Source organism: Mycobacteroides sp. PCS013, from assembly GCF_049532645.1.
Taxonomy (GTDB): Bacteria; Actinomycetota; Actinomycetes; order Mycobacteriales; family Mycobacteriaceae; genus Mycobacterium; species Mycobacterium gwanakae.
Genome location: NZ_CP150131.1, coordinates 3186566 through 3204807, shown reverse-complemented (window position 1 = coordinate 3204807; position 18242 = coordinate 3186566). Strand labels below are relative to the sequence as shown.

The window sequence follows — 18242 nt, the reverse complement described above, 5'->3', positions numbered from 1 at the left end:
CATTGCTGGTAGCCGAGCTAGTGCGTCTATCTCCCGTTGGGCGTCTACGGCTTCCCATCACGTACGTCAGGAAAGGACGGACCTGGAAATGACTAACACCGACTCGCAGATCTACACAGGAAGACAAGTGGTTGTCTTCGCACCGGCGACGGCGCGCGGAAACAACGTCACCACGCTCGCAGGTATCGCGGGGATCTCGAACATCGCACACAGCAGCGATTTTGAGAATCAAGCGATGGATATCAGCGCCGTCGTCGACGCCGATGCCACGGTGTTCGACGAGCTCGGTCTGGCCGTCGTGGATTCCGACCCGGAGCAGACCATGGCGCTTCAGGCCGCGGCGTCGGCTGGCGGCACGGTGTTGTCCGTGGAACCGGAGTTGATCCATCACGCACTCACGGTCACCTCCGCCGAATACCTCAGCGGCTACCAGCATGGTGTCTCCGACCTCTTCGCGCGGTTGCAGGCCGACACCGCGACCGTCGAAGAACTCGCCGCTGCCTATGCCGATAACGACTCGTCGACGTGGGGTCTGCAGGCCACGAGAACAGACACGAGTTCAAAGACCGGCCGCGGGGTTCGGGTGGCGGTGCTGGATACGGGCTTCGACGCCGCACATCCGGACTTCAAGAAGCGTCACGTGACCATGCAGTCGTTCATCGACGGCGAGAGCGCCGACGATGGGCATGGGCACGGCACACACTGCATCGGTACCTCGTGTGGACCGCGCTCTCCGCGGGGGAGTCGTCGTTACGGAGCGGCGACCGAGGCCGAGATCTTCGCGGGCAAGGTGCTGAGTAACGCCGGGTCGGGGGCCGACGGCGGTATTCTCGCGGGCATCAACTGGGCGGTGGCCAACAACTGCGCCGTCATCTCGATGTCGTTGGGCGCCAACGTTGATAAGACGTCCCTCGCCTATGAGACGGTGGGTCAGCGTGCGCTAGACCGCGGTTCGCTGATCATCGCCGCGGCGGGGAACAACGCCAACCGCAGGATCGGAAACTACGGCTTCGTCGGCGTGCCCGCGAACAGCCGGTCGATCATGGCCATCGCCGCGGTGGATTCGTCCTTGAACCCGGGCTGGTTCTCGGCGCGTTCGAGCACCAAGACGAAGGCGGCCGGCCGCATCGACCTTGCCGGACCGGGTGTCGATGTGTACTCCTCGTGGCCGATGCCGAAGCGCTACAACTCGATCAGCGGAACCAGCATGGCCACGCCCCATGTGTCCGGTATCGCGGCGCTCTGGTGCGAGGCCACGGGGCTCACCGGCCGGCAGCTCTGGGCGGTGCTGTTGCAGCACGCGGCACCGCTCAACGTTCCGGCCGTGGATGTGGGTGCCGGGCTAGTACAGGCCCCACAGTGACGGCGCAGCGGGTCACCGTGACGATCGAAGAGCGTGATTTCGACGGCACGGTGGCCGCGTTGCGGGCCGCCGGCATGGCCGGTATGCAGGTGCACCGCGAGATCGGCGTGGTATCCGGTGATATTGCGAATGCCGCTGCGCTGGTGGATATCCCCGGAGTAATGGTGGTGGAACCCGAGGGGCGGACGCATATCGCCCCGCCCAATGCGGGTATCCAGTAACGGGTCACCTAAGCCAGTGGGGGCGGTGCGACAGCGCACCGCCCCCACTGGGTGTCTACTAGCCGGCGAGCCGGCGTGCGCCCAGTGCACCGACGCCGCGGTGGGTGACACGGCGGATCAGTGCCCGGCGCTGAACACCGATCGATACCGGGATGGCACTGACGGTGGCAGGCCCCGGGCGGGCGTCGTCACATTCCAGATAGGTCGCGGCAACACCGGGAAGGGCCCGCAGATGTTCGGCGAGCCGCTCGAACTCGGGGCAGGCAGGCGCGGTGACCACGAAGATGGACCGCAGCTCGGGCGGTACACCCGCGGCGTTGGCGTGAAGGGGTGCAACCGTGTGCCCGGCCACCCGAATGGCCTCGAAAATCGGTGTGGCCGAATTGATTGCACCCGGATGCTCACGAAGGTCGTGTGCGGGGCCGGCCTCAACCAGGATGAGCAGGCTGACGTCCGGCGAGACGCTGTACGGTGCAGTTCGCGTAATCATTTCGACTCCTCCCGGCACGGGATGTGTGGCTCGGTTTCGTTGTGTAAAAGCGGTACACAACGATCCTGATCCGACACGGTCCCGATGACGCGAGTAGCGAGGTACCCCATACGAAGGCATCACGCGTGGTGGGCATCACCCGATGGTGCTGTCTACAGCAGCCGCTGACGCGCGGCAACGAGCACCGAACAGTGCGTGCGCCCCAGCACGCCGCATCCATTGGGGCCGACCAACTCCTGCACGTGTGCCGCATCGCCGGCTCCGAGAACCACCAGCTGTACGGAATGCCCGTGGCGTTCCAGGTAATCCAGCGTGCCGCCCACCGGATCGAGTACACGGATGTCCAGGTCGGAGTGCCGCGCCCGTATCGGCGCCAGGCGTCGCTCCAGCAGGACGGCCGCCACCTGACGGTCGCCGCGTGCCAAGGTGGCGACCCGATGCCCGAAGAGAGGCATCGGGCGATGGCGCAGCAGGACGCGCATCGGTGCGCGGCGCAGCCGTGCCTCGTGCGCCGCGAGTTCCAACGAGGCCACCGACTCGTGGGTCTCGTCGACCTCCACCACCACTGAGGGCTCCGCACCGGCCGGTACCTGGCTATCACGGATCACCGCGACCGGGCAGCGCACCGACCGGAGAACTTCCGCAGCAGTGGATCCGACTTTCCTGGTGTCGGAACCGCTTATGCCGATTGCGCCCACGCACAACATGAGGGCGTTGCGTGAGGCGTCCAGCAGCACGTCAGCTACCCGTCCGTGCCGGATATCGGCGTGAACCTTCACTGGCTTTCGCGTCGACCCGATCTCGCGGACGGCATGCCGTAGTGCCATCCCGGCGGTGCTTGGCTCGTTGTCGAACTCCGGGAACTCCGGCTGGGGAGCCACGTGGACCAGACGCAGCGGTACGTCACGGTGCAGTGCCTCATCGACCGCCCATAACGCGGCCCGAACCGCGGATCGTGAACCATCGATGCCGACGACCACCGCGGACTGGGAGGCGGGGATCTCGCTCATGGCACTGCCCTAGCCGCGGATCTCGAACACATCGGCAAGCGATCGCCGGGGCGTCGGAGGCGGGACGCGACCGAAGGTCGGAGCAAGGCCAACCCGGATCAATGCCTGCGGGTGCGCTCGCCCGATGGTGGCGCCGACGACCTCGCGACTGGCGGTCAGTTCCAGCATGTGCGTGATGGTGCAGGTCGCCATCCCGGCCAGGGTCGCTTCCAGCAGCACCTCGGACAGCAGCTCGCCGCAGCGCAGCAGGTGTTTTGGGGTGTCCCTGGCGGTGGAAAGCGCCAGGACCTTGGCCCGATCTTCCTGCAGGCCGGGCCGTGTGGCCCGTTCTGAGACGACCGGGAAGGTGCGGCCGATGTCGACGTGATCGCTCTCGCCGGCCGACACCAGCGCACTGCGCGGAATACCTTCTCTCAGTGTGAACGATGCTGTCCACCAATCGAGTTCGTTTTGGTAGGCCGAATCGTAGATACGCAGGGCATCGCTGAGTGCCGACGCCTCGGCCAGTCTCGGCCGCATCGCATCGTCGATCACATCCAGGATCACCGCCCGATCGGAGATCACCGAGTTCAACATCCGGGCGAACTGCGACCAGTTCGGCGGCGACTCGAACGGAAGACGATCGGTGCGGCGCTGCAGGATCGCATCCGCACGTCGACGATCACCCACCACCACGACGGATCTGGGCAAGAACGTGATGGCCGCGAGATGGTCGGGGTTGTCGGGGTCGGGGATCCGTTCCACCCGTGCCATCCAGCCCGCCGAGGCCATCGCTACCCGGAAATGGTCCAGAGCTGCACCGCAGCTGATGATCGCTTCGCGGCCCCTGTCGTCAGTTCTGTTCACGCAGCGCGAGCGGTCCAGGTATAGGTGCAAATCACCGGCCCCGGAGCCTGGGTCGACGATCCAGCGCCATGGCTGAGTGTTGTGCAAAGACGGTGCACGGCACGCAAGTTGGATCGCAGTCTGGACTACGTCGATGTGAACCATCGTCTTGGGCATGTCGGGCTCCGCTCACTGGTGGTGATATCGACTCTCGGTGACACATCCGGGCGCGGACAGGGCATTTGGTCACCGGCCACGGACCCGAAGTCCCCGGGTATGTGGCCCGGGAAACGCGGAGAGGGCCCTGGTGGGGGAGAACTGGTGACTTCCGACCCACAGATCAGGGGCACATGGCCGGATATCCGCGTCCCGCACCCGGCAACGATGAAGTCATGCGCGCAATGCGATCGACCGCCAGCCCCACGTACGTCGGTGCAGAGATCCGTGAAACACACACGGGTATCGTCATTTTGGCTGGAGGGCGGGCATACAAACTCAAAAAACCCGTGGTCACCAACCTCCTCGACTTCAGCACCCTGGAGCTTCGCGAAAGGGCTTGTGCCCGCGAGGTGGCGCTCAACAGCCGCATCTCGAGTGACAGTTACATCGGTGTCTCGCATCTCACCGATCCCGAGGGCGGGCCGGGCGAACCGGTCGTGGTGATGCGGCGCTACCCGGATGCCGCGCGATTGTCGGCGATGGCCAAGGCGGGCCGGGTCACCAAGTCGCATCTGGATGCGGTCGCGGAGGTGCTGGCGGCATTCCACAAGCGTGCCGATCGCAGCCCGTCGATCGACGAGGCCGGAGCGCTTGACGCTGTCGTCGACCGTTGGGAGGACACGCTGACCTCGTTGGAGAAGTACGTCGGAACGGTGCTCGCCGCGGATGACGTGCGCATGGTCCGGACGCTCGCGACACAGTTCATCTCCGGGCGGGCGGTGCTGTTCGCACAGCGCATCGCCGACCACAGGATCATCGACGGGCACGGTGATCTGATGGCCAGCGACGTCTTCTGCCTGCCCGATGGTCCGGTGATGCTCGATTGTCTGGAATTCGACGACCGGCTGCGGCACGCGGACAGCCTCGACGATGCCGCATTCCTGGCCATGGATCTGGAATTCCTGGGGCGGCAGGATCTGGGCGAGTACTTCATGAATCGCTACGTGGAACTATCCGCCGATCCAGCACCGGAGCCGTTGCGGCACTTCTACATCGCCTATCGATCTTTGGTCCGGGCCAAGGTGGATTGCACCCGGTTCGCCCAGGGGCAGCGCGCGGCCCTGGCCCGGGCCACCAAGCATGTGTCGATGGCGCTGAGCCACCTGAGTGCGGCAACGGTTCGGCTTGTGCTGGTCGGCGGCGGACCAGGCACAGGTAAGAGCACCTTGGCGCGCCGGATATCGGAAGATGTTGGTGCGCAGATCATCTCCACCGATGAGGTGCGCCATCAGTTGCATCGTCTGGGCCTGATATCCGGCGGAAAGGGGGTGCTCGACGCGGGGCTGTACTCCCCGGAGAACGTGGCCGCCGTGTACGACGCTGTGCTTCGCAGAGCGCGGGTATGCCTGGCCGGAGGACACACCGTCATCCTCGACGCGACCTGGCGCAATCCGCGCCATCGGTTGCGGGCGCATCAGCTCGCATACGAAGCCGGAGCGCCGATGGTTGAGTTCTTGTGCATGGCGCCGCTGATCACCGCCCAACATCGGGTGGCCGCCCGTCACGACGGAGTGTCGGATGCCAGCGGTGATATCGCGGCGGCGTTGAGTTCTGAGTTCGTCGGTGTGGACAACGGGTGGGGCGAGGCGCACGTGATCGATACCCGGTTACCGCTGGACCGGTCGACCGCCGAGGCCGAGGAACTGTGCCGGCAGGCTTTGTACGCCCCCGTGCCATGCCACCCTCGGTAGCGCACGCGAGCCGTCACCGATCTCGGTCATCGTCTGGCGCTGGCGGCAGCGACGTTGTCCACGATGGCCCGACAGAACGCCGGCAGGTCCTCCGGGGAGCGACTGGTGATGAGGTTGTGGTCGATGACCAGCTCCTCATCGAGGACATGGGCCCCGGCATTGCGCAGGTCCGTGCGGATACTGCGGTACGACGTGACCGTTCGTCCTTGCAATACACCTGCCTCGGCAAGGGTCCACGGCCCATGGCAGATCGCGGCCACGGGCTTGCCGGATCGCACAAACGCACGCACGAAATCCACCGCATCCGCATCGGCGCGCAGTTTGTCGGGATTGACGGTGCCCCCGGGAAGCACCAGCGCGTCGTAGTCGTCCACGGATGCCGTGCCGACCTCGCGGTCGACGTGCAGCGTCCCGGCCGGCGACAGATCGTGGTCACGCGCGGCAATCTCACCTGATCTGATCGAGAGCACTACTACGGTGCCACCGGCGGCCACGATCGAGTTACGTGGCTCCTCCAGCTCGACACGTTCGACTCCGTCGGCGGCCAGTATCGCGATCGTCCGATCCTGAAGGACAGCGGACATCATCGTGTTCCTTTCGTTGGGCATCACTTTCGTGTACCCGGCTTGCGCTTGTTCATGCACGGACGGGGGATTTCGCTGTGCCGGCAACCGGACTGCGCTGGCATGCATGAACCGCGTCAGAACGGGTATGCGTGCGGGGAGACGGTCGGAGGGGTGAGGCCCGGGCTGGTCTTGTCGATTCAGCCTGTGAGGAGAAGTAATGTCCGTCATCGCATTTCAGGACCGGCTGTGTCGGTAACCGTTCCACTGGATCGTTCGGGTCGGGGCGGACGGCCGCGCCGCGCTGTGGCATACGAGCGGGCGGTCGTGGTGGTGCCCGCGCACAATGAAGTCGACAACCTGCCGAGCTGCCTGAGCGCCGTGGTGACTGCAGCGGCGTGCTTCCCGGCGCCGACCCTGACGGTCGTCGTTTTGGACGACTGCGATGACGAAAGCATTCGTTTGGCGGGGAAGTACGGATCCGATGTGCATTTCATCGAGGTCCAGGCCCGTAATGTCGGGGCGGCCAGAGCGGCAGGCTTCTCGTATGCGCGGACGGTGTGCGCAGTAGCGGCTTCGGCGCAGCATCGAGTGTGGTACGCCACCACCGATGCCGACAGTCGGGTTGACACCGATTGGCTGGTGCGCCAGACGGATTCGGGAGCCGACATGGTGCTCGGTGTCGTTCGCGTGGAGAACTGGCGGCAGACACCGGCAGGTGTGGTGCGCCGCTATCTGAATGCGTACCGCGCAAAGCGCAAGCCGGACGGCCATGGCCATGTGCACGGTGCGAACATGGGTTTTCGCGCCGACAAATATTGGAAAGAAGGCGGATTCGCCGCGATCGGCAGCGGAGAGGACGTCGATCTTGCCCAGCGATTCGAACTGAAGAACTACCGGATACATCGCGATGACGCGCTATCGGTCGAGACGTCAGCCCGCCGCGTCGGCAGAGCTCCCGAGGGATTCGCGGCGTATCTGCAGTCCTTCTCACGCCGCGAGGGCGCGGGATGACGGCCGATCTCGTGCGCCGGTGGCTGCACGCCGGTGAGCTGGCACTCCCGATGCCGGGAGCCGGACATACCGCCGCGCGATGGTGGAAGCTTGCGGCGCTGACTCAACACGACGTGACCGCGGGACGGCTTGCCGAAGCGCACTGCGACGCCACGGCGATCCTGTATGAACTCGATGGCCCTGTTCCGGGCCCGGCACAGCTGTGGGGCGTGTGGGCGGCCGAGGCGCCGAACACGGTGGTCACCGTCGCACAGCGGGACGGTGACTGCGTGCTGGATGGGACGAAGGCTTGGTGTTCGGGTGCTGGTTCGTGCACCCACGCTCTCATCACCGCCAGAAGAGAGGACAACGTGCGGGGGCTCTATGCCGTTGACATGAGCCAGCCGGAGGCGACCGTGCTGCCGCCGATTTGGCAGAACGCGGGCATGCGGGAAAGCGACACGCGCTCGGTGCAATTGAGTGGCGCAATCGGCATACCCGTTGGGAAACCTGGCCAGTACCTGGACCGTCCGGGCTTCTGGCACGGCGCCATGGGTGTGGCGGCCTGCTGGCTCGGCGGGGCACGCGGTGTGGCCGCACCTCTCTACCGGGCGGTCGCCGAGGGGCATCGCCGATCTTCCGGTGATCCCCACGCACAAGCTCACCTCGGTGCGGTGGACGCTGCGCTCGCCGCGGCGGAGGCCATGCTCATGACAGCCGCCGCCTCTGTCGACGCTGAACCTCACAGCGAACGTACCGAACTCATCGCACGCCGCGTCAGGGCTGTTGTGGAGCATGCTGTGGACCAGTCGATCGTGCGCACCGGCCGTGCGTTGGGGCCCGGGCCATTGGCGCTCGATGCCAGGCATGCCCAGCACGTTGCCGATCTCACCATGTACGTCCGGCAGAGCCATGCCGAGCGGGATCTCGCGGCCTTGGGCAGGGCGGCGGCCAGATGAGTGTCGCCAACGCCGGGAACTGCGAGCGGCTTGCCGAACGGCCGATTTCGGCCGGCGGTACGTCCCTTGCGGAGTGGCTCGCGTGGCCGCGTGAGTTTCCGATCCTGGATCTGGACGAGTGCCCGTTCCTGGTCCTGGTCGCGCCGCATCCCGACGACGAGACCTTGGGATTCGGCTGCACGGCAGCCATGTTGCGCGCACGGGGAGTCGACGTCGTCGTGGTGTCGGTGAGCGATGGCGGTGGTGCGTATCCGGATTTGTCGCCCACGGAACGCTGTTGGCTGGAACGGGATCGCCATGCCGAATTACTCTGCGCTACAAATATTCTTGGTCTTGATCCTCCGGTGAGGCTCGGTCTGGCCGATGGTGCGATTTCGGAGAGGGAAGAGGAAATGGGCGGCCTCCTCGCCGAGATTCTCGAGGCCGCGCCGCCTGGGGCCTGGTGCGCTGCCACGTGGCGTGGCGATGGTCATCCGGACCACGAGGCCGTCGGGCGCGCGTCTGCCGCCGCCGCGCGGCGCACCGGTGCGCTACTGCTGGAGTACCCGGTCTGGATGTGGCATTGGGCCGTGCCTGGTGACAATGCGGTGCCATGGCACCGCATGTGCACGGCACCTGGTGACCGCGCAGCATGTGGCTTAAAGCGGCAGGCTACCAATGTGTTCCAGACACAGCTGCGCCCCCGGTGGCCGGGTGCGGAGGCGATACTGCCGTCGCACGTTGTCGATCGGCTCCTCACCCTTGGTGAGGCGGTGTTCCACTGATGGCGCGGGTACCGGACAACTTCTTCGACGAGATGTACGCCATATCCGACGACCCGTGGCAGCTCGCCCGGCGGTGGTATGAACAGAGGAAGTACGCGATCACCATGGCGATGCTGCCCCGACGGCGCTATCGCCATGTCTTCGAACCCGGATGCTCCGTGGGGGTGCTCACCGAGCAGTTGGCGGCACGCTGCGAACGGGTCACCGCGATTGACCTAGTGGATTCGGCGCTCGAATCCGCGCGCGCTCGTATCGCTCGGTGTGGCCTATCGGATCGGGTGAGCTTTCATCGGCAGTCGTTGGATTCAAGTTGGCCTGCAGAAGATTTCGATCTAGTGGTGTTGTCAGAGGTTGCCTACTACCTCGATGCTGCCCTGTTGCGTGACGTGCTGGACCGTGAGCTAGGGCAGATGCCGGAAGGAACGACGGTTCTGGCCGCGCATTGGCGACATGCGGTGGCTGAGTATCCGTTGACGGGCGATGAGGCGAATCGGCTGATCGGTGCAACGGCCGGGTTGCACCAGGGCGCCGGTTACCGTGACGACGATGTCGCCATCGACGTGTTCGTAGTTGGCCAGGGGCCGTCGGTCGCGGCCGCGACCGGGGTGCCCGGAGCGGGCTCGTAGTTGCCATTGACGCTGTCGCGCCGGACCGCGGTTCTCAGCGAGAAAGATCGGGAGAGGGGCCTGTTTGGTTCTGGCATCCGGTGGGTAGTCCTGTTCTGACGCCACATATAGCGAAGGAGCTGACTATGACCACGTTCACCATCCCTGGGCTTTCCGATGTGCAGGGTAGGAAGATCGCCGATCTGCTGCAAACACAGCTCAGCACCTACAACGACTTGCATCTCACGCTGAAACATGTGCACTGGAATGTAGTGGGCCCCAACTTCATCGGGGTACACGAGATGCTGGATCCGCAGGTCGAGCTGGTGCGTGGCTACGCCGACGAAGTCGCCGAGCGTATCGCCGCGTTGGGCCGGTCCCCGCAAGGCACGCCTGGTGCCATCCTGAAAGACCGTACCTGGGACGACTATTCGGTCGGCCGCGACACAGTGCAGGCTCATCTGGCGGCGCTGAACTTGGTATACGACGGCGTGATCGCGGACACCCGCACCGCGATCAAGACACTCGACGATCTGGACCTCGTGTCGCAGGACCTGCTGATTGGCCACGCCGGGGAACTCGAGAAGTTCCAGTGGTTCGTGCGCGCACACCTGGAGAACTCCGGCGGTCAGCTAGCCGGTGGAGACGCGAGCACCGAGAAGAAGGCTGCGGCTCAGGCCAAGAAGAAGGCGCCGGTCAAGTGACGGGCGCGGCCCGTACGGCCCGCATGTGGTGAAGGTTACTTCCCTTGCGGTTTAAGGGCACTGGATATGGGAAGCCCGCAAGTAGGGGTGGTGAGTACCAACTGCCGCGTGCCTACGTGGTGACAAAAGGAAAGGAAATGTATGTCTGACAAGAGTGGTCCCGAAGAAGGTATCGAGGGCGTCGTTGAGGGCGCAAAGGGCAAGATCAAGGAAGTCGCCGGTGCGGTAACGGGCCGCGACGACCTCAAGCGGGAAGGCCAGGCGCAGCAGGACAAGGCTGATTCCCAGCGTGAGGCCGCGAAGAAGGAAGCGGAGGCCGAGGCCGCGCGTAAAGCCGCGGATGCCAATGAGGCGCGCGAAGAAGCCCAGCGGTAGCTACCGATCGACAGCGGCCCGTCCCCAGTGCGGGGGACGGGCCGCTGACTGGTTTACGTTCCCGGGCGCAGGTTTAGGACTTCTGGTGAGGGGGAAGCCCCTACCGGACATGGTTCTACTACGGAGGTGAATATTGTGCCGAACTCGTCGATCAAGAACGAGAAAATGTACAAGGAACTACGGAAACAAGGTGATTCCAAGGAAAAGTCGGCAAGGATCTCCAATGCGGCCGCTGCCCGTGGAAGCTCCGCGGTAGGGCGCAAGGGCGGCAAGTCGGGTACCTACGATGACTGGACCGTGGTCGAGCTTCGCAAGCGCGCCAAGGAACTTGGATTGTCGGGCTATTCGCGGCTGGCCAAGAGCGAACTGATTGGCAAGCTGCGCAACCATTGAGCCGCGGGCGGTGAGATCACCGGGCGGCCGTGGGTGCGGGCTTACCCTCGGCGATGAGTTGTCTGCCCAGTTCGTAATCATCGTCAGCGTTATAGGTAAGCACCGCGACCGTCGCAGCGTTGGCTTCGTACCAAACGGTGAATCCCTCGGTGCTACTGATCATCCGGCTATCTTCGTAGCCGTCGCCCCAGGCGTGGTACTTCACCGTGGCCTCGCCAATGGTGGTCCAAAACCCCGGTACCGCATCCCAGATAGCCTCATGGTCCGCGGCGGAGGCTCCCGCAACCGAGCCCTGGTCGATCGCGTCCTGCCAGTGTTCCACTGTCAGATATCGCCCGGCGATGGCGTTCCATGCACGGGCGACATCTCCGGCGGCGTAGACCCCGCTCGCGGACGTGCGCATGTCGGCGCCGACGACGATTCGCGAATCCTCCACCCGTATACCGGCTTTAGTGGCGAGGCGGCTTTGTGGTGTGACACCTGTGGCGGCCAGAGTGAGATCGCCAGCGACGGTGACACCAGTGTTGAGCCTTACACCCTTCCCGGTGATTTCCTCGACCTCCACCCCGCCGATGTAATGCACCCCTGCCGCGGTCACCAGGTCGCGCAGGCGCTCGCCGGCCTCTCGGCCAAGCCGCGTTTCTTGAGGAAGGGATTCGGGTGCAACCAAAGTCACCGACACACCGCGTAGCGACAGGGATGCTGCGGCTTCGCAGCCGATAAACCCGGCGCCGACAACGACCGCGGAGTCGGCGGTGTCCGCTGCGTCCCGCAGCACGGTGGCGTCGGTCAATGAGCGCAACAGCAGAGCGTGGTGCCCACCCGGTACAGACAAGGGGGAGGGTGCCGCGCCGGACGCAAGGATGAGGCTGCGGAAGTCATAGCGCTGCTCGCCCGCGTACACAGCACGGTCATCGACGTCGATGCGGTCTATCGCTGTACTGCTGATGAGTTCGATCGCGCGCTCGTCGTACCAAGACGGGGGATGCAGGATGACGTCGTCTGTCTGTCTCCGCAGATACTGCTTGCTCAGCGGCGGACGTTCATAGGGGGAGTCAGGGTCTGCGGTGAGTATCTGCACCGGTGCGCTCGCGTTGTGCTCGCGGAACGACTCCGCTGCCGCGACGCCTGCCGGGCCACTGCCGACGATGATCAGGCCTGGTTCACTCATGGCCCCCGGATACCCGCATTGGTGTCTCTCACGCCGGTGATGCGCGACCGAAAGTAGACGGGTCTGTGCCCCGGTAGAGCCGTTTTGGTTCCGCCGACGTCAACGGGTACCCTCGTGAGGGCTTTATGCCCCCTTAGCTCAGTCGGTAGAGCGTTTCCATGGTAAGGAAAAGGTCAACGGTTCGATTCCGTTAGGGGGCTCGGTAGACGGCAGGCGGAAACGCCGGCTCTGTCTGCGGGGCGGTGTAGCTCAGCTGGTTAGAGCGCACGACTCATAATCGTGAGGTCGGGAGATCGAGCCTCCCCACCGCTACCACCCGAACATAGAGACAACGAACGAAAGAGGGCAACTGCAGTGGCCTCCAGCACAGACGTCCGGCCCAAGGTCACCTTGGCATGTGAGACGTGCAAGCACCGTAACTACATCACCAAGAAGAACCGGCGTAACGACCCTGACCGGCTGGAACTGAAGAAGTTCTGCCCGAACTGCGGATCGCACCAGCCTCACAAAGAGTCGCGCTAGCCGGTGGTTCTCGTGTCGCTGAAACGCGACACGAATAGGCAAGCCTTACTTGGTATCGATCAACATCAGTAGGTAGGTTCCGCCCCGTGGCTTTATCGCAAGATCTTGTCGGAACTCACTACCGATACCCCGATCACTATGTGGTCGAGCGGGAGAAGATTCGCGAGCACGCCGACGCGGTGAAGAGCGACCACCCCGCTCACCACGAAGAGTCCGCCGCCGCGGCTCTTGGCTACGGCTCGTTGGTCGCTACGCCGACCTTCCTCTGCATCTTCGGATACACCGCTCAGGCGGCCTTCTTCGACCATGCGAACATCGGGATCAGGGATGAGAAGATCGTCCAGGTCGACCAGGAACTCAGAATCCTGCGCCCGATCACTGCCGGAGACAAGCTGTCTTGCGATGTGTACCTCGACTCGATCCGGCGCTCGTTCGGTGCCGACATCATCGTCACCAAGAGCCTCATCACCAATGACAAGGGTGAGCTGGTGCAGGAGCTGATCACGACTCTTGCCGGGCGCACTGCAGAAGACGGAGAAGAAGGCGGGTTCAACTGATGGCATTGCGTGAATTCAGTTCGGTCAGCGTGGGAGATCAGCTGCCGGAGAAGATGATTCCGCTGACTCGGCAGGATCTTGTGAACTACGCCGGCGTTTCCGGCGACCTCAACCCCATCCACTGGGACGACGAGACCGCCAAGCTGGTGGGACTCGAGGACGGCGCCATCGCGCACGGCATGCTGACCATGGGCCTGGGTGGCGGTTACGTCACCGAGTGGATCGGCGACCCGGCGGCGGTGACCGAGTACAACGTGCGTTTCACCAGCTTTGTCACTGTTCCCAATGACGGTGTGGGCGCGGAGATCGTCTTCAACGGTCGGGTGAAGTCGGTCGACGAGGACACCAAGTCGGTCACCATCGCGCTGACCGCCACCACCAACGGCAAGAAGATCTTCGGGCGCGCTATCGCGACTGCGACGCTGGCGTAGTCATGGCGCTCCAACTCGATATCGTCGGAATGACGCATAAGTACTCCAGGACCTACGTGGTGGGGCGGGAGAAGATCCGCGAGTTCGCACAGTCGGTCAAGGCTGTGGATCCGGCCAGCCTCGACCCGAGCGCGGCGGCCGAGCTCGGACATGACGGCCTCATCGCGCCCCTGGCCTTCCCGGCGGTGATGGCGCTGCTGGTGCAGAAGGAATTCTTCCGCACCTATGACGTCGGCATGGACACCATGCAGATCGTGCACTCCGAGCAGAAGTTCGTGTATCACAAGCCCATCACCGAGGGCGATGAGTTGTCGTGCGACTTCCAGGTCGACTCCCACAAGGAGGCCTTCGGCGTGGACATCGTGACCACCCGCAACATCGTGCGCGATCAGAATGGCGAGCTGGTCATGGAGGCCTTCACCACCCTGATGGGCCGTGACTCGGACCGGATGGCCGATATCAAGCTCCTCTGAGAAAGGGCCCCACCCGTCTGCGCGCAGATCGGTGGGCAATTTCAGTCTGGGGATGGCCTCGGGGTACACTCGAGATTCGGGGTTTTCCCACCACAACGCGCCTGTCGGGTACTCGGGAGGCGCGTGTGTTGTGTGAGGGCCCCGGCCACCAGGTTGGCATGCCAGCCATAGGGGTGTAGCTCAACTGGCAGAGCAGCGGTCTCCAAAACCGCAGGTTGCAGGTTCAAGTCCTGTCACCCCTGCAACACCCTGGAGTAAGCACTAGGGAAACAGAGAGGTACGGAAGGGCATGAGCGACGAGCTAGACGAGTCCGGAGTCGACAGCGACCGGGCCGTCACCTCGACCAAGCCGCTTCGCCCGACGGGTAAGCGGACCCGCCGTGCTGACGTCTCGACCGCGGCCACGGAGCTCACCGAATCCGGTGGTTCCGAGACCGGTGAGGTCAAGAAGAAGGCTGCGAAGAACAGTCGGAAACCGGCCGCCAAGAAGGACAAGACGGGACCGTCGCGCAATCCGCTCGTCCAGCTTTGGGTGTTCCTCAAGCAGGTTGTGGCCGAGCTGCGCAAGGTCATCTGGCCGAACCGCAAGCAGATGGTCAGCTACACCTCGGTGGTGCTGGTCTTCCTGGTGTTCATGGTCACCCTGATCGGTGTGATCGACCTGGGCCTGGCCCGGCTGGTCATGCTGGTGTTCGGGTAGTAGAGAGACGAGAGAGGACAAACGGTGACGACCTTCGATGGCGACGCTGCGAGCGAGCCAGAAGACACCGCGGATACCGCCGTATCGGTCGACGTGGTCGACGAGAGCACCGAGGCCGAGGAAACGGCCCAGGAGCAGACCGAGTCGCCTTCGGATGCCGAGGCTGAGGCCGATGAGGACGCCGACCCTGCCGTCACGTTGAAGGCTCAGCTGCGCCGCGAGCCGGGCGAGTGGTACGTCGTTCACTCGTACGCCGGTTACGAGAACAAGGTCAAGGCGAACCTGCAGACCCGTGTGCAGAACCTGGACGTCGGCGACTACATCTTCCAGATCGAGGTGCCCACCGAAGAGGTCACCGAGATCAAGAACGGCCAGCGTAAGCAGGTCAACCGTAAGGTGCTGCCCGGCTACATCCTGGTCCGGATGGAACTGAACGACGAGTCTTGGGGTGCTGTCCGCAACACCCCGGGTGTCACCGGTTTTGTCGGCGCCACCTCGCGTCCGTCGCCGCTGGCCCTCGATGACGTGGTGAAGTTCCTGCTGCCGCAGACTCCCGCCAAGAAGCCCGCCAAGGGCTCGGCGACCGAGACCGCGGCGGCTGCCGCCGAGACCGGTGGCCTGGAGCGCCCGGTCATCGAGGTCGACTTCGAGGTCGGCGAGTCGGTCACCGTCACCGACGGCCCGTTCGCGACGCTGCCCGCCAGCATCAGCGAGGTCAACGCCGAACAGCAGCGTCTCAAGGTGCTGGTGTCCATCTTCGGCCGCGAGACCCCGGTCGAGCTCAACTTCACCCAGGTGGAGAAGCTCTAAAAAGACTTCGGACCGCATGCCGGTTCGCAGAGCCCGTACGAAAACGTGCGGGTACGGAAGGAAAGTAGGAAGACCCCAATGGCCCCGAAGAAAAAGGTCGTCGGGCTGATCAAGCTGCAGATCAAGGCCGGCGAAGCCAACCCCGCGCCTCCGGTCGGTCCCGCGCTCGGTCAGCACGGCGTCAACATCATGGAGTTCTGCAAGGCGTACAACGCCGCGACGGATTCGCAGCGCGGAAACGTCATCCCCGTGGAAATCAGTGTCTACGAGGATCGCAGCTTCACCTTCGCACTCAAGACCCCTCCCGCCGCCAAGCTGCTGTTGAAGGCCGCCGGTGTGCCCAAGGGTTCCGGTGAGCCGCACAAGACCAAGGTCGCCAAGGTGACGTGGGATCAGGTGCGCGAGATCGCCGAGACGAAGAAGGAAGACCTCAACGCCAACGACATCGACGCCGCCGCCAAGATCATTGCCGGCACCGCGCGCTCGATGGGCATCACCGTCGAATAGCACCGAACAACCACCCGCCGAATGTCGGCTTTTCGCGAAGAAGTACGAGTAATCAGCGCAGAAAGTCGGCAGTCGACACCAGAAGTCCAGTGGTAAGGCCCGCTTCGGCCTGCACGACCACGACCAACAATTGATTGGATACCAATGAGCAAGAACAGCAAGGCATATCGCGAGGCCGCCGAGAAGGTGGACCGCGAGAAGCTGTACAGCCCTCTGGAAGCCGCAAAGCTGGCCAAGGAGACCTCGTCCAAGAAGTACGACGCCACTGTTGAGGTCGCGATGCGCCTCGGCGTCGACCCCCGCAAGGCTGACCAGATGGTCCGCGGCACCGTGAACCTTCCGCACGGTACCGGTAAGACCGCTCGCGTCATCGTCTTCGCGGTGGGCGACAAAGCCGAAGCGGCTGCCGCCGCCGGCGCCGACGTTGTCGGTAGCGACGACCTGATCGAGCGGATTCAGGGCGGCTGGGTGGATTTCGACGCCGCCATCGCCACCCCGGACCAGATGGCCAAGGTCGGCCGCATCGCTCGTGTCCTGGGCCCGCGCGGTTTGATGCCGAACCCCAAGACCGGCACCGTGACCCCGGACGTGGCCAAGGCCGTCACCGACATCAAGGGCGGAAAGATCAACTTCCGCGTCGACAAGCACTCCAACCTTCACCTGATCATCGGCAAGGCCTCGTTCGATGCCGAGAAGCTGGCGGAGAACTACGGTGCCGTGCTGGATGAGATCCTGCGTGCCAAGCCGTCGTCGGCCAAGGGCCGCTACCTGAAGAAGGTTGTGGTCACCACCACGACGGGCCCCGGCATCCAGGTCGATCCGAGCGTGACCCGGAACTTCCTCGAGGTCCAGTAGCCTCAACGCGCATTAGCTGCACAAAACCCCCGTTTCCCCTTCGTACCGAGGGAGGAAATGGGGGTTTTGTCGTGAGTAGGGACCAAAGACCGTAGCGGCCCAGATCCTTGGCGTCCTACCGTGAAACAACGGGTACGACGGGAAGGAATGCCATGTCGGTGCGCTCTATCCCACTTCAGGACAGCGTGAGCGTCGGGACGCTGGTGTCGGCCCGTCATCTGCTGGACGCGATATCGCACAGCGACAAGAACATCGGCGATCTCTACGTGGGTGGACTGCGATGATGCCGCTGCTGGATTCCGTCGCCGGTGCCACACTGGGTGCAGCGGGTGGAAGGGAAACGGACATGATCACGGTGTTCCTGGTCGACGACCATGAGGTGGTACGCCGCGGTCTGGCTGACCTGCTCGAAGAGGAAGAGGATTTCTCGGTAATCGGGCAGGCGTCTTCGGTGGCCGAGGCGATGGCACGCATCCCGGCACTTCAACCAGACATCGCGGTGCTGGACATTCGTCTTCCCGACGGCAACGGCGTCGAGCTGTGTCGCGAGTTGCGTTCCAAGCTACCGAATCTCAACTGTCTGATGCTGACCTCATTCACCGACGAACACGCCATGCTCGATGCGATCATGGCGGGCGCCGGCGGCTACGTCATCAAGGACATCAAGGGGATGGAGTTGATCTCCGCGGTCCGCACCGTGGGCGCGGGGCGCTCGTTGCTGGACAACCGGGCCGCCGCCGCGTTGATGAACAAGCTGCGGGCGGCGGCGGACAACCCGTCGCCGTTGGCCGGGCTCACCGCGCAGGAGCGCACGTTGTTGGAGCTGATCGGGGAGGGGCTCACGAACCGTCAGATCGCGGAACGAATGTTCTTGGCGGAGAAGACGGTCAAGAATTATGTCTCACGTCTGCTCACCAAACTGGACCTTGAACGCCGCACGCAGGTTGCCGTGCTGGCCACCAAGCTCGCACGTGACAACCAGGGCCTGCACGGCTGACGGGTTCGTGTTCACCGGGGAGCAAGGTGTGCGAGAGTTGAACT

25 protein-coding genes and 3 tRNA genes are annotated in these 18242 nt (G+C 64.1%); 23 read left to right on the top strand and 5 right to left on the bottom strand.

What is annotated here, in order from left to right; all coding sequences use genetic code 11:
• The first annotated feature begins 88 nt into the window (after window positions 1–88).
• Together RHO23_RS16075 and RHO23_RS16070 are read left to right on the top strand one after the other, a co-directional pair.
• Window positions 89–1363 (top strand): S8 family serine peptidase, encoded by a 1275-nt coding sequence (locus tag RHO23_RS16075; RefSeq protein WP_064409550.1) that lies wholly within the window; start codon window positions 89–91, stop codon window positions 1361–1363.
• Window positions 1360–1584 (top strand): hypothetical protein, encoded by a 225-nt coding sequence (locus tag RHO23_RS16070; RefSeq protein WP_044105109.1) that lies wholly within the window; start codon window positions 1360–1362, stop codon window positions 1582–1584. The genes RHO23_RS16075 and RHO23_RS16070 overlap by 4 nt, the downstream gene beginning before the upstream one ends.
• A gap of 58 nt (window positions 1585–1642) precedes the next feature.
• Here RHO23_RS16070 and RHO23_RS16065 read toward each other — a convergent pair whose 3' ends face one another.
• The 3 genes from RHO23_RS16065 to RHO23_RS16055 form a co-directional block, all read right to left on the bottom strand.
• A complete protein-coding gene (locus tag RHO23_RS16065) occupies window positions 1643–2074 on the bottom strand; it encodes a hypothetical protein (protein WP_070920891.1) in 432 nt (143 codons plus the stop codon).
• A 152-nt stretch (window positions 2075–2226) separates the two neighbouring features.
• On the bottom strand, window positions 2227–3084 hold the full coding sequence (locus RHO23_RS16060) for a universal stress protein (protein ID WP_070922979.1): 858 nt from the start codon (window positions 3082–3084) through the stop codon (window positions 2227–2229).
• 9 nt (window positions 3085–3093) lie between these two features.
• Window positions 3094–4086: an Acg family FMN-binding oxidoreductase gene (locus tag RHO23_RS16055; protein ID WP_064409547.1), complete on the bottom strand. Its 993-nt coding sequence runs from the start codon at window positions 4084–4086 to the stop codon at window positions 3094–3096.
• A gap of 173 nt (window positions 4087–4259) precedes the next feature.
• Between RHO23_RS16055 and RHO23_RS16050 the strand changes: the two genes are divergently transcribed.
• On the top strand, window positions 4260–5819 hold the full coding sequence (locus RHO23_RS16050) for an AAA family ATPase (RefSeq protein WP_070922978.1): 1560 nt from the start codon (window positions 4260–4262) through the stop codon (window positions 5817–5819).
• A gap of 26 nt (window positions 5820–5845) precedes the next feature.
• Here the strand turns inward: RHO23_RS16050 and RHO23_RS16045 are convergent, their stop codons facing one another.
• Window positions 5846–6403 carry a type 1 glutamine amidotransferase domain-containing protein gene (locus tag RHO23_RS16045; protein WP_070923161.1) on the bottom strand — a complete coding sequence of 186 codons (558 nt, stop codon included), beginning with the start codon at window positions 6401–6403 and terminating at the stop codon, window positions 5846–5848.
• Window positions 6404–6688: 285 nt separating this feature from the next.
• Here RHO23_RS16045 and RHO23_RS16040 point away from each other — a divergent pair, with 285 nt between their 5' ends.
• The 7 genes from RHO23_RS16040 to RHO23_RS16010 all read left to right on the top strand — a co-directional run bounded on the left by RHO23_RS16040 (window position 6689) and on the right by RHO23_RS16010 (window position 11175).
• On the top strand, window positions 6689–7396 hold the full coding sequence (locus RHO23_RS16040) for a glycosyltransferase (protein ID WP_070922977.1): 708 nt from the start codon (window positions 6689–6691) through the stop codon (window positions 7394–7396).
• Window positions 7393–8334, top strand: a complete 942-nt coding sequence (locus RHO23_RS16035) for an acyl-CoA dehydrogenase family protein (protein WP_070922976.1) — start codon at window positions 7393–7395, stop codon at window positions 8332–8334. The genes RHO23_RS16040 and RHO23_RS16035 overlap by 4 nt, the downstream gene beginning before the upstream one ends.
• Window positions 8331–9098: a PIG-L deacetylase family protein gene (locus tag RHO23_RS16030; RefSeq protein ID WP_070922975.1), complete on the top strand. Its 768-nt coding sequence runs from the start codon at window positions 8331–8333 to the stop codon at window positions 9096–9098. Before RHO23_RS16035 ends, RHO23_RS16030 begins: the two co-directional genes overlap by 4 nt.
• Entirely contained in the window at window positions 9095–9724 is a 630-nt protein-coding gene (locus RHO23_RS16025) for an SAM-dependent methyltransferase (RefSeq protein ID WP_070922974.1), read from the top strand. The genes RHO23_RS16030 and RHO23_RS16025 overlap by 4 nt, the downstream gene beginning before the upstream one ends.
• A 125-nt stretch (window positions 9725–9849) precedes the next feature.
• Window positions 9850–10407 (top strand): Dps family protein, encoded by a 558-nt coding sequence (locus RHO23_RS16020; protein WP_030096607.1) that lies wholly within the window; start codon window positions 9850–9852, stop codon window positions 10405–10407.
• 141 nt (window positions 10408–10548) lie between these two features.
• A complete protein-coding gene (locus RHO23_RS16015; RefSeq protein WP_030096608.1) occupies window positions 10549–10782 on the top strand; it encodes a CsbD family protein in 234 nt (77 codons plus the stop codon).
• A gap of 135 nt (window positions 10783–10917) precedes the next feature.
• Window positions 10918–11175 carry a DUF7218 family protein gene (locus RHO23_RS16010; RefSeq protein WP_070915823.1) on the top strand — a complete coding sequence of 86 codons (258 nt, stop codon included), beginning with the start codon at window positions 10918–10920 and terminating at the stop codon, window positions 11173–11175.
• A 16-nt stretch (window positions 11176–11191) separates the two neighbouring features.
• On the opposite strand, the gene RHO23_RS16005 is transcribed toward RHO23_RS16010, so the two are convergent.
• A complete protein-coding gene (locus RHO23_RS16005; RefSeq protein ID WP_070922973.1) occupies window positions 11192–12346 on the bottom strand; it encodes an NAD(P)/FAD-dependent oxidoreductase in 1155 nt (384 codons plus the stop codon).
• 127 nt (window positions 12347–12473) lie between these two features.
• Here RHO23_RS16005 and RHO23_RS16000 point away from each other — a divergent pair.
• The 13 genes from RHO23_RS16000 to RHO23_RS15940 all read left to right on the top strand — a co-directional run bounded on the left by RHO23_RS16000 (window position 12474) and on the right by RHO23_RS15940 (window position 18198).
• Window positions 12474–12546: transfer RNA gene (locus RHO23_RS16000), tRNA-Thr, on the top strand.
• A gap of 38 nt (window positions 12547–12584) precedes the next feature.
• A tRNA-Met gene (locus RHO23_RS15995) sits at window positions 12585–12661 on the top strand.
• A 39-nt stretch (window positions 12662–12700) separates the two neighbouring features.
• The gene (gene rpmG, locus RHO23_RS15990; protein WP_030096611.1) at window positions 12701–12868 is read left to right on the top strand and encodes a 50S ribosomal protein L33; all 168 of its coding nucleotides are present in this window, start codon (window positions 12701–12703) and stop codon (window positions 12866–12868) included.
• 86 nt (window positions 12869–12954) lie between these two features.
• A complete protein-coding gene (gene hadA, locus RHO23_RS15985; RefSeq protein WP_070922972.1) occupies window positions 12955–13425 on the top strand; it encodes a (3R)-hydroxyacyl-ACP dehydratase subunit HadA in 471 nt (156 codons plus the stop codon).
• The gene (hadB, locus tag RHO23_RS15980; protein ID WP_030096613.1) at window positions 13425–13856 is read left to right on the top strand and encodes a (3R)-hydroxyacyl-ACP dehydratase subunit HadB; all 432 of its coding nucleotides are present in this window, start codon (window positions 13425–13427) and stop codon (window positions 13854–13856) included. Before hadA ends, hadB begins: the two co-directional genes overlap by 1 nt.
• 2 nt (window positions 13857–13858) lie before the next feature.
• Window positions 13859–14329, top strand: a complete 471-nt coding sequence (locus tag RHO23_RS15975) for an FAS1-like dehydratase domain-containing protein (RefSeq protein WP_030096614.1) — start codon at window positions 13859–13861, stop codon at window positions 14327–14329.
• Window positions 14330–14498: 169 nt separating this feature from the next.
• Window positions 14499–14571 (top strand) — tRNA-Trp (locus RHO23_RS15970).
• A 47-nt stretch (window positions 14572–14618) separates the two neighbouring features.
• Complete coding sequence (secE, locus tag RHO23_RS15965) at window positions 14619–15029, top strand: preprotein translocase subunit SecE (protein WP_046254710.1); 411 nt, start codon at window positions 14619–14621, stop codon at window positions 15027–15029.
• Between the two features lie 24 nt (window positions 15030–15053).
• Window positions 15054–15839 (top strand): transcription termination/antitermination protein NusG, encoded by a 786-nt coding sequence (nusG, locus tag RHO23_RS15960; protein ID WP_070920883.1) that lies wholly within the window; start codon window positions 15054–15056, stop codon window positions 15837–15839.
• Window positions 15840–15917: 78 nt separating this feature from the next.
• Window positions 15918–16346, top strand: coding sequence for a 50S ribosomal protein L11 (gene rplK / locus RHO23_RS15955; protein WP_030096617.1), 429 nt, complete (start codon window positions 15918–15920; stop codon window positions 16344–16346).
• A 144-nt stretch (window positions 16347–16490) separates the two neighbouring features.
• Window positions 16491–17201, top strand: coding sequence for a 50S ribosomal protein L1 (gene rplA, locus RHO23_RS15950; RefSeq protein ID WP_030096618.1), 711 nt, complete (start codon window positions 16491–16493; stop codon window positions 17199–17201).
• A 152-nt stretch (window positions 17202–17353) separates the two neighbouring features.
• The gene (locus tag RHO23_RS15945) at window positions 17354–17485 is read left to right on the top strand and encodes a hypothetical protein (RefSeq protein ID WP_264922143.1); all 132 of its coding nucleotides are present in this window, start codon (window positions 17354–17356) and stop codon (window positions 17483–17485) included.
• A 62-nt stretch (window positions 17486–17547) separates the two neighbouring features.
• Window positions 17548–18198: a response regulator transcription factor gene (locus tag RHO23_RS15940; protein ID WP_030096619.1), complete on the top strand. Its 651-nt coding sequence runs from the start codon at window positions 17548–17550 to the stop codon at window positions 18196–18198.
• Window positions 18199–18242: the final 44 nt, after the last annotated feature.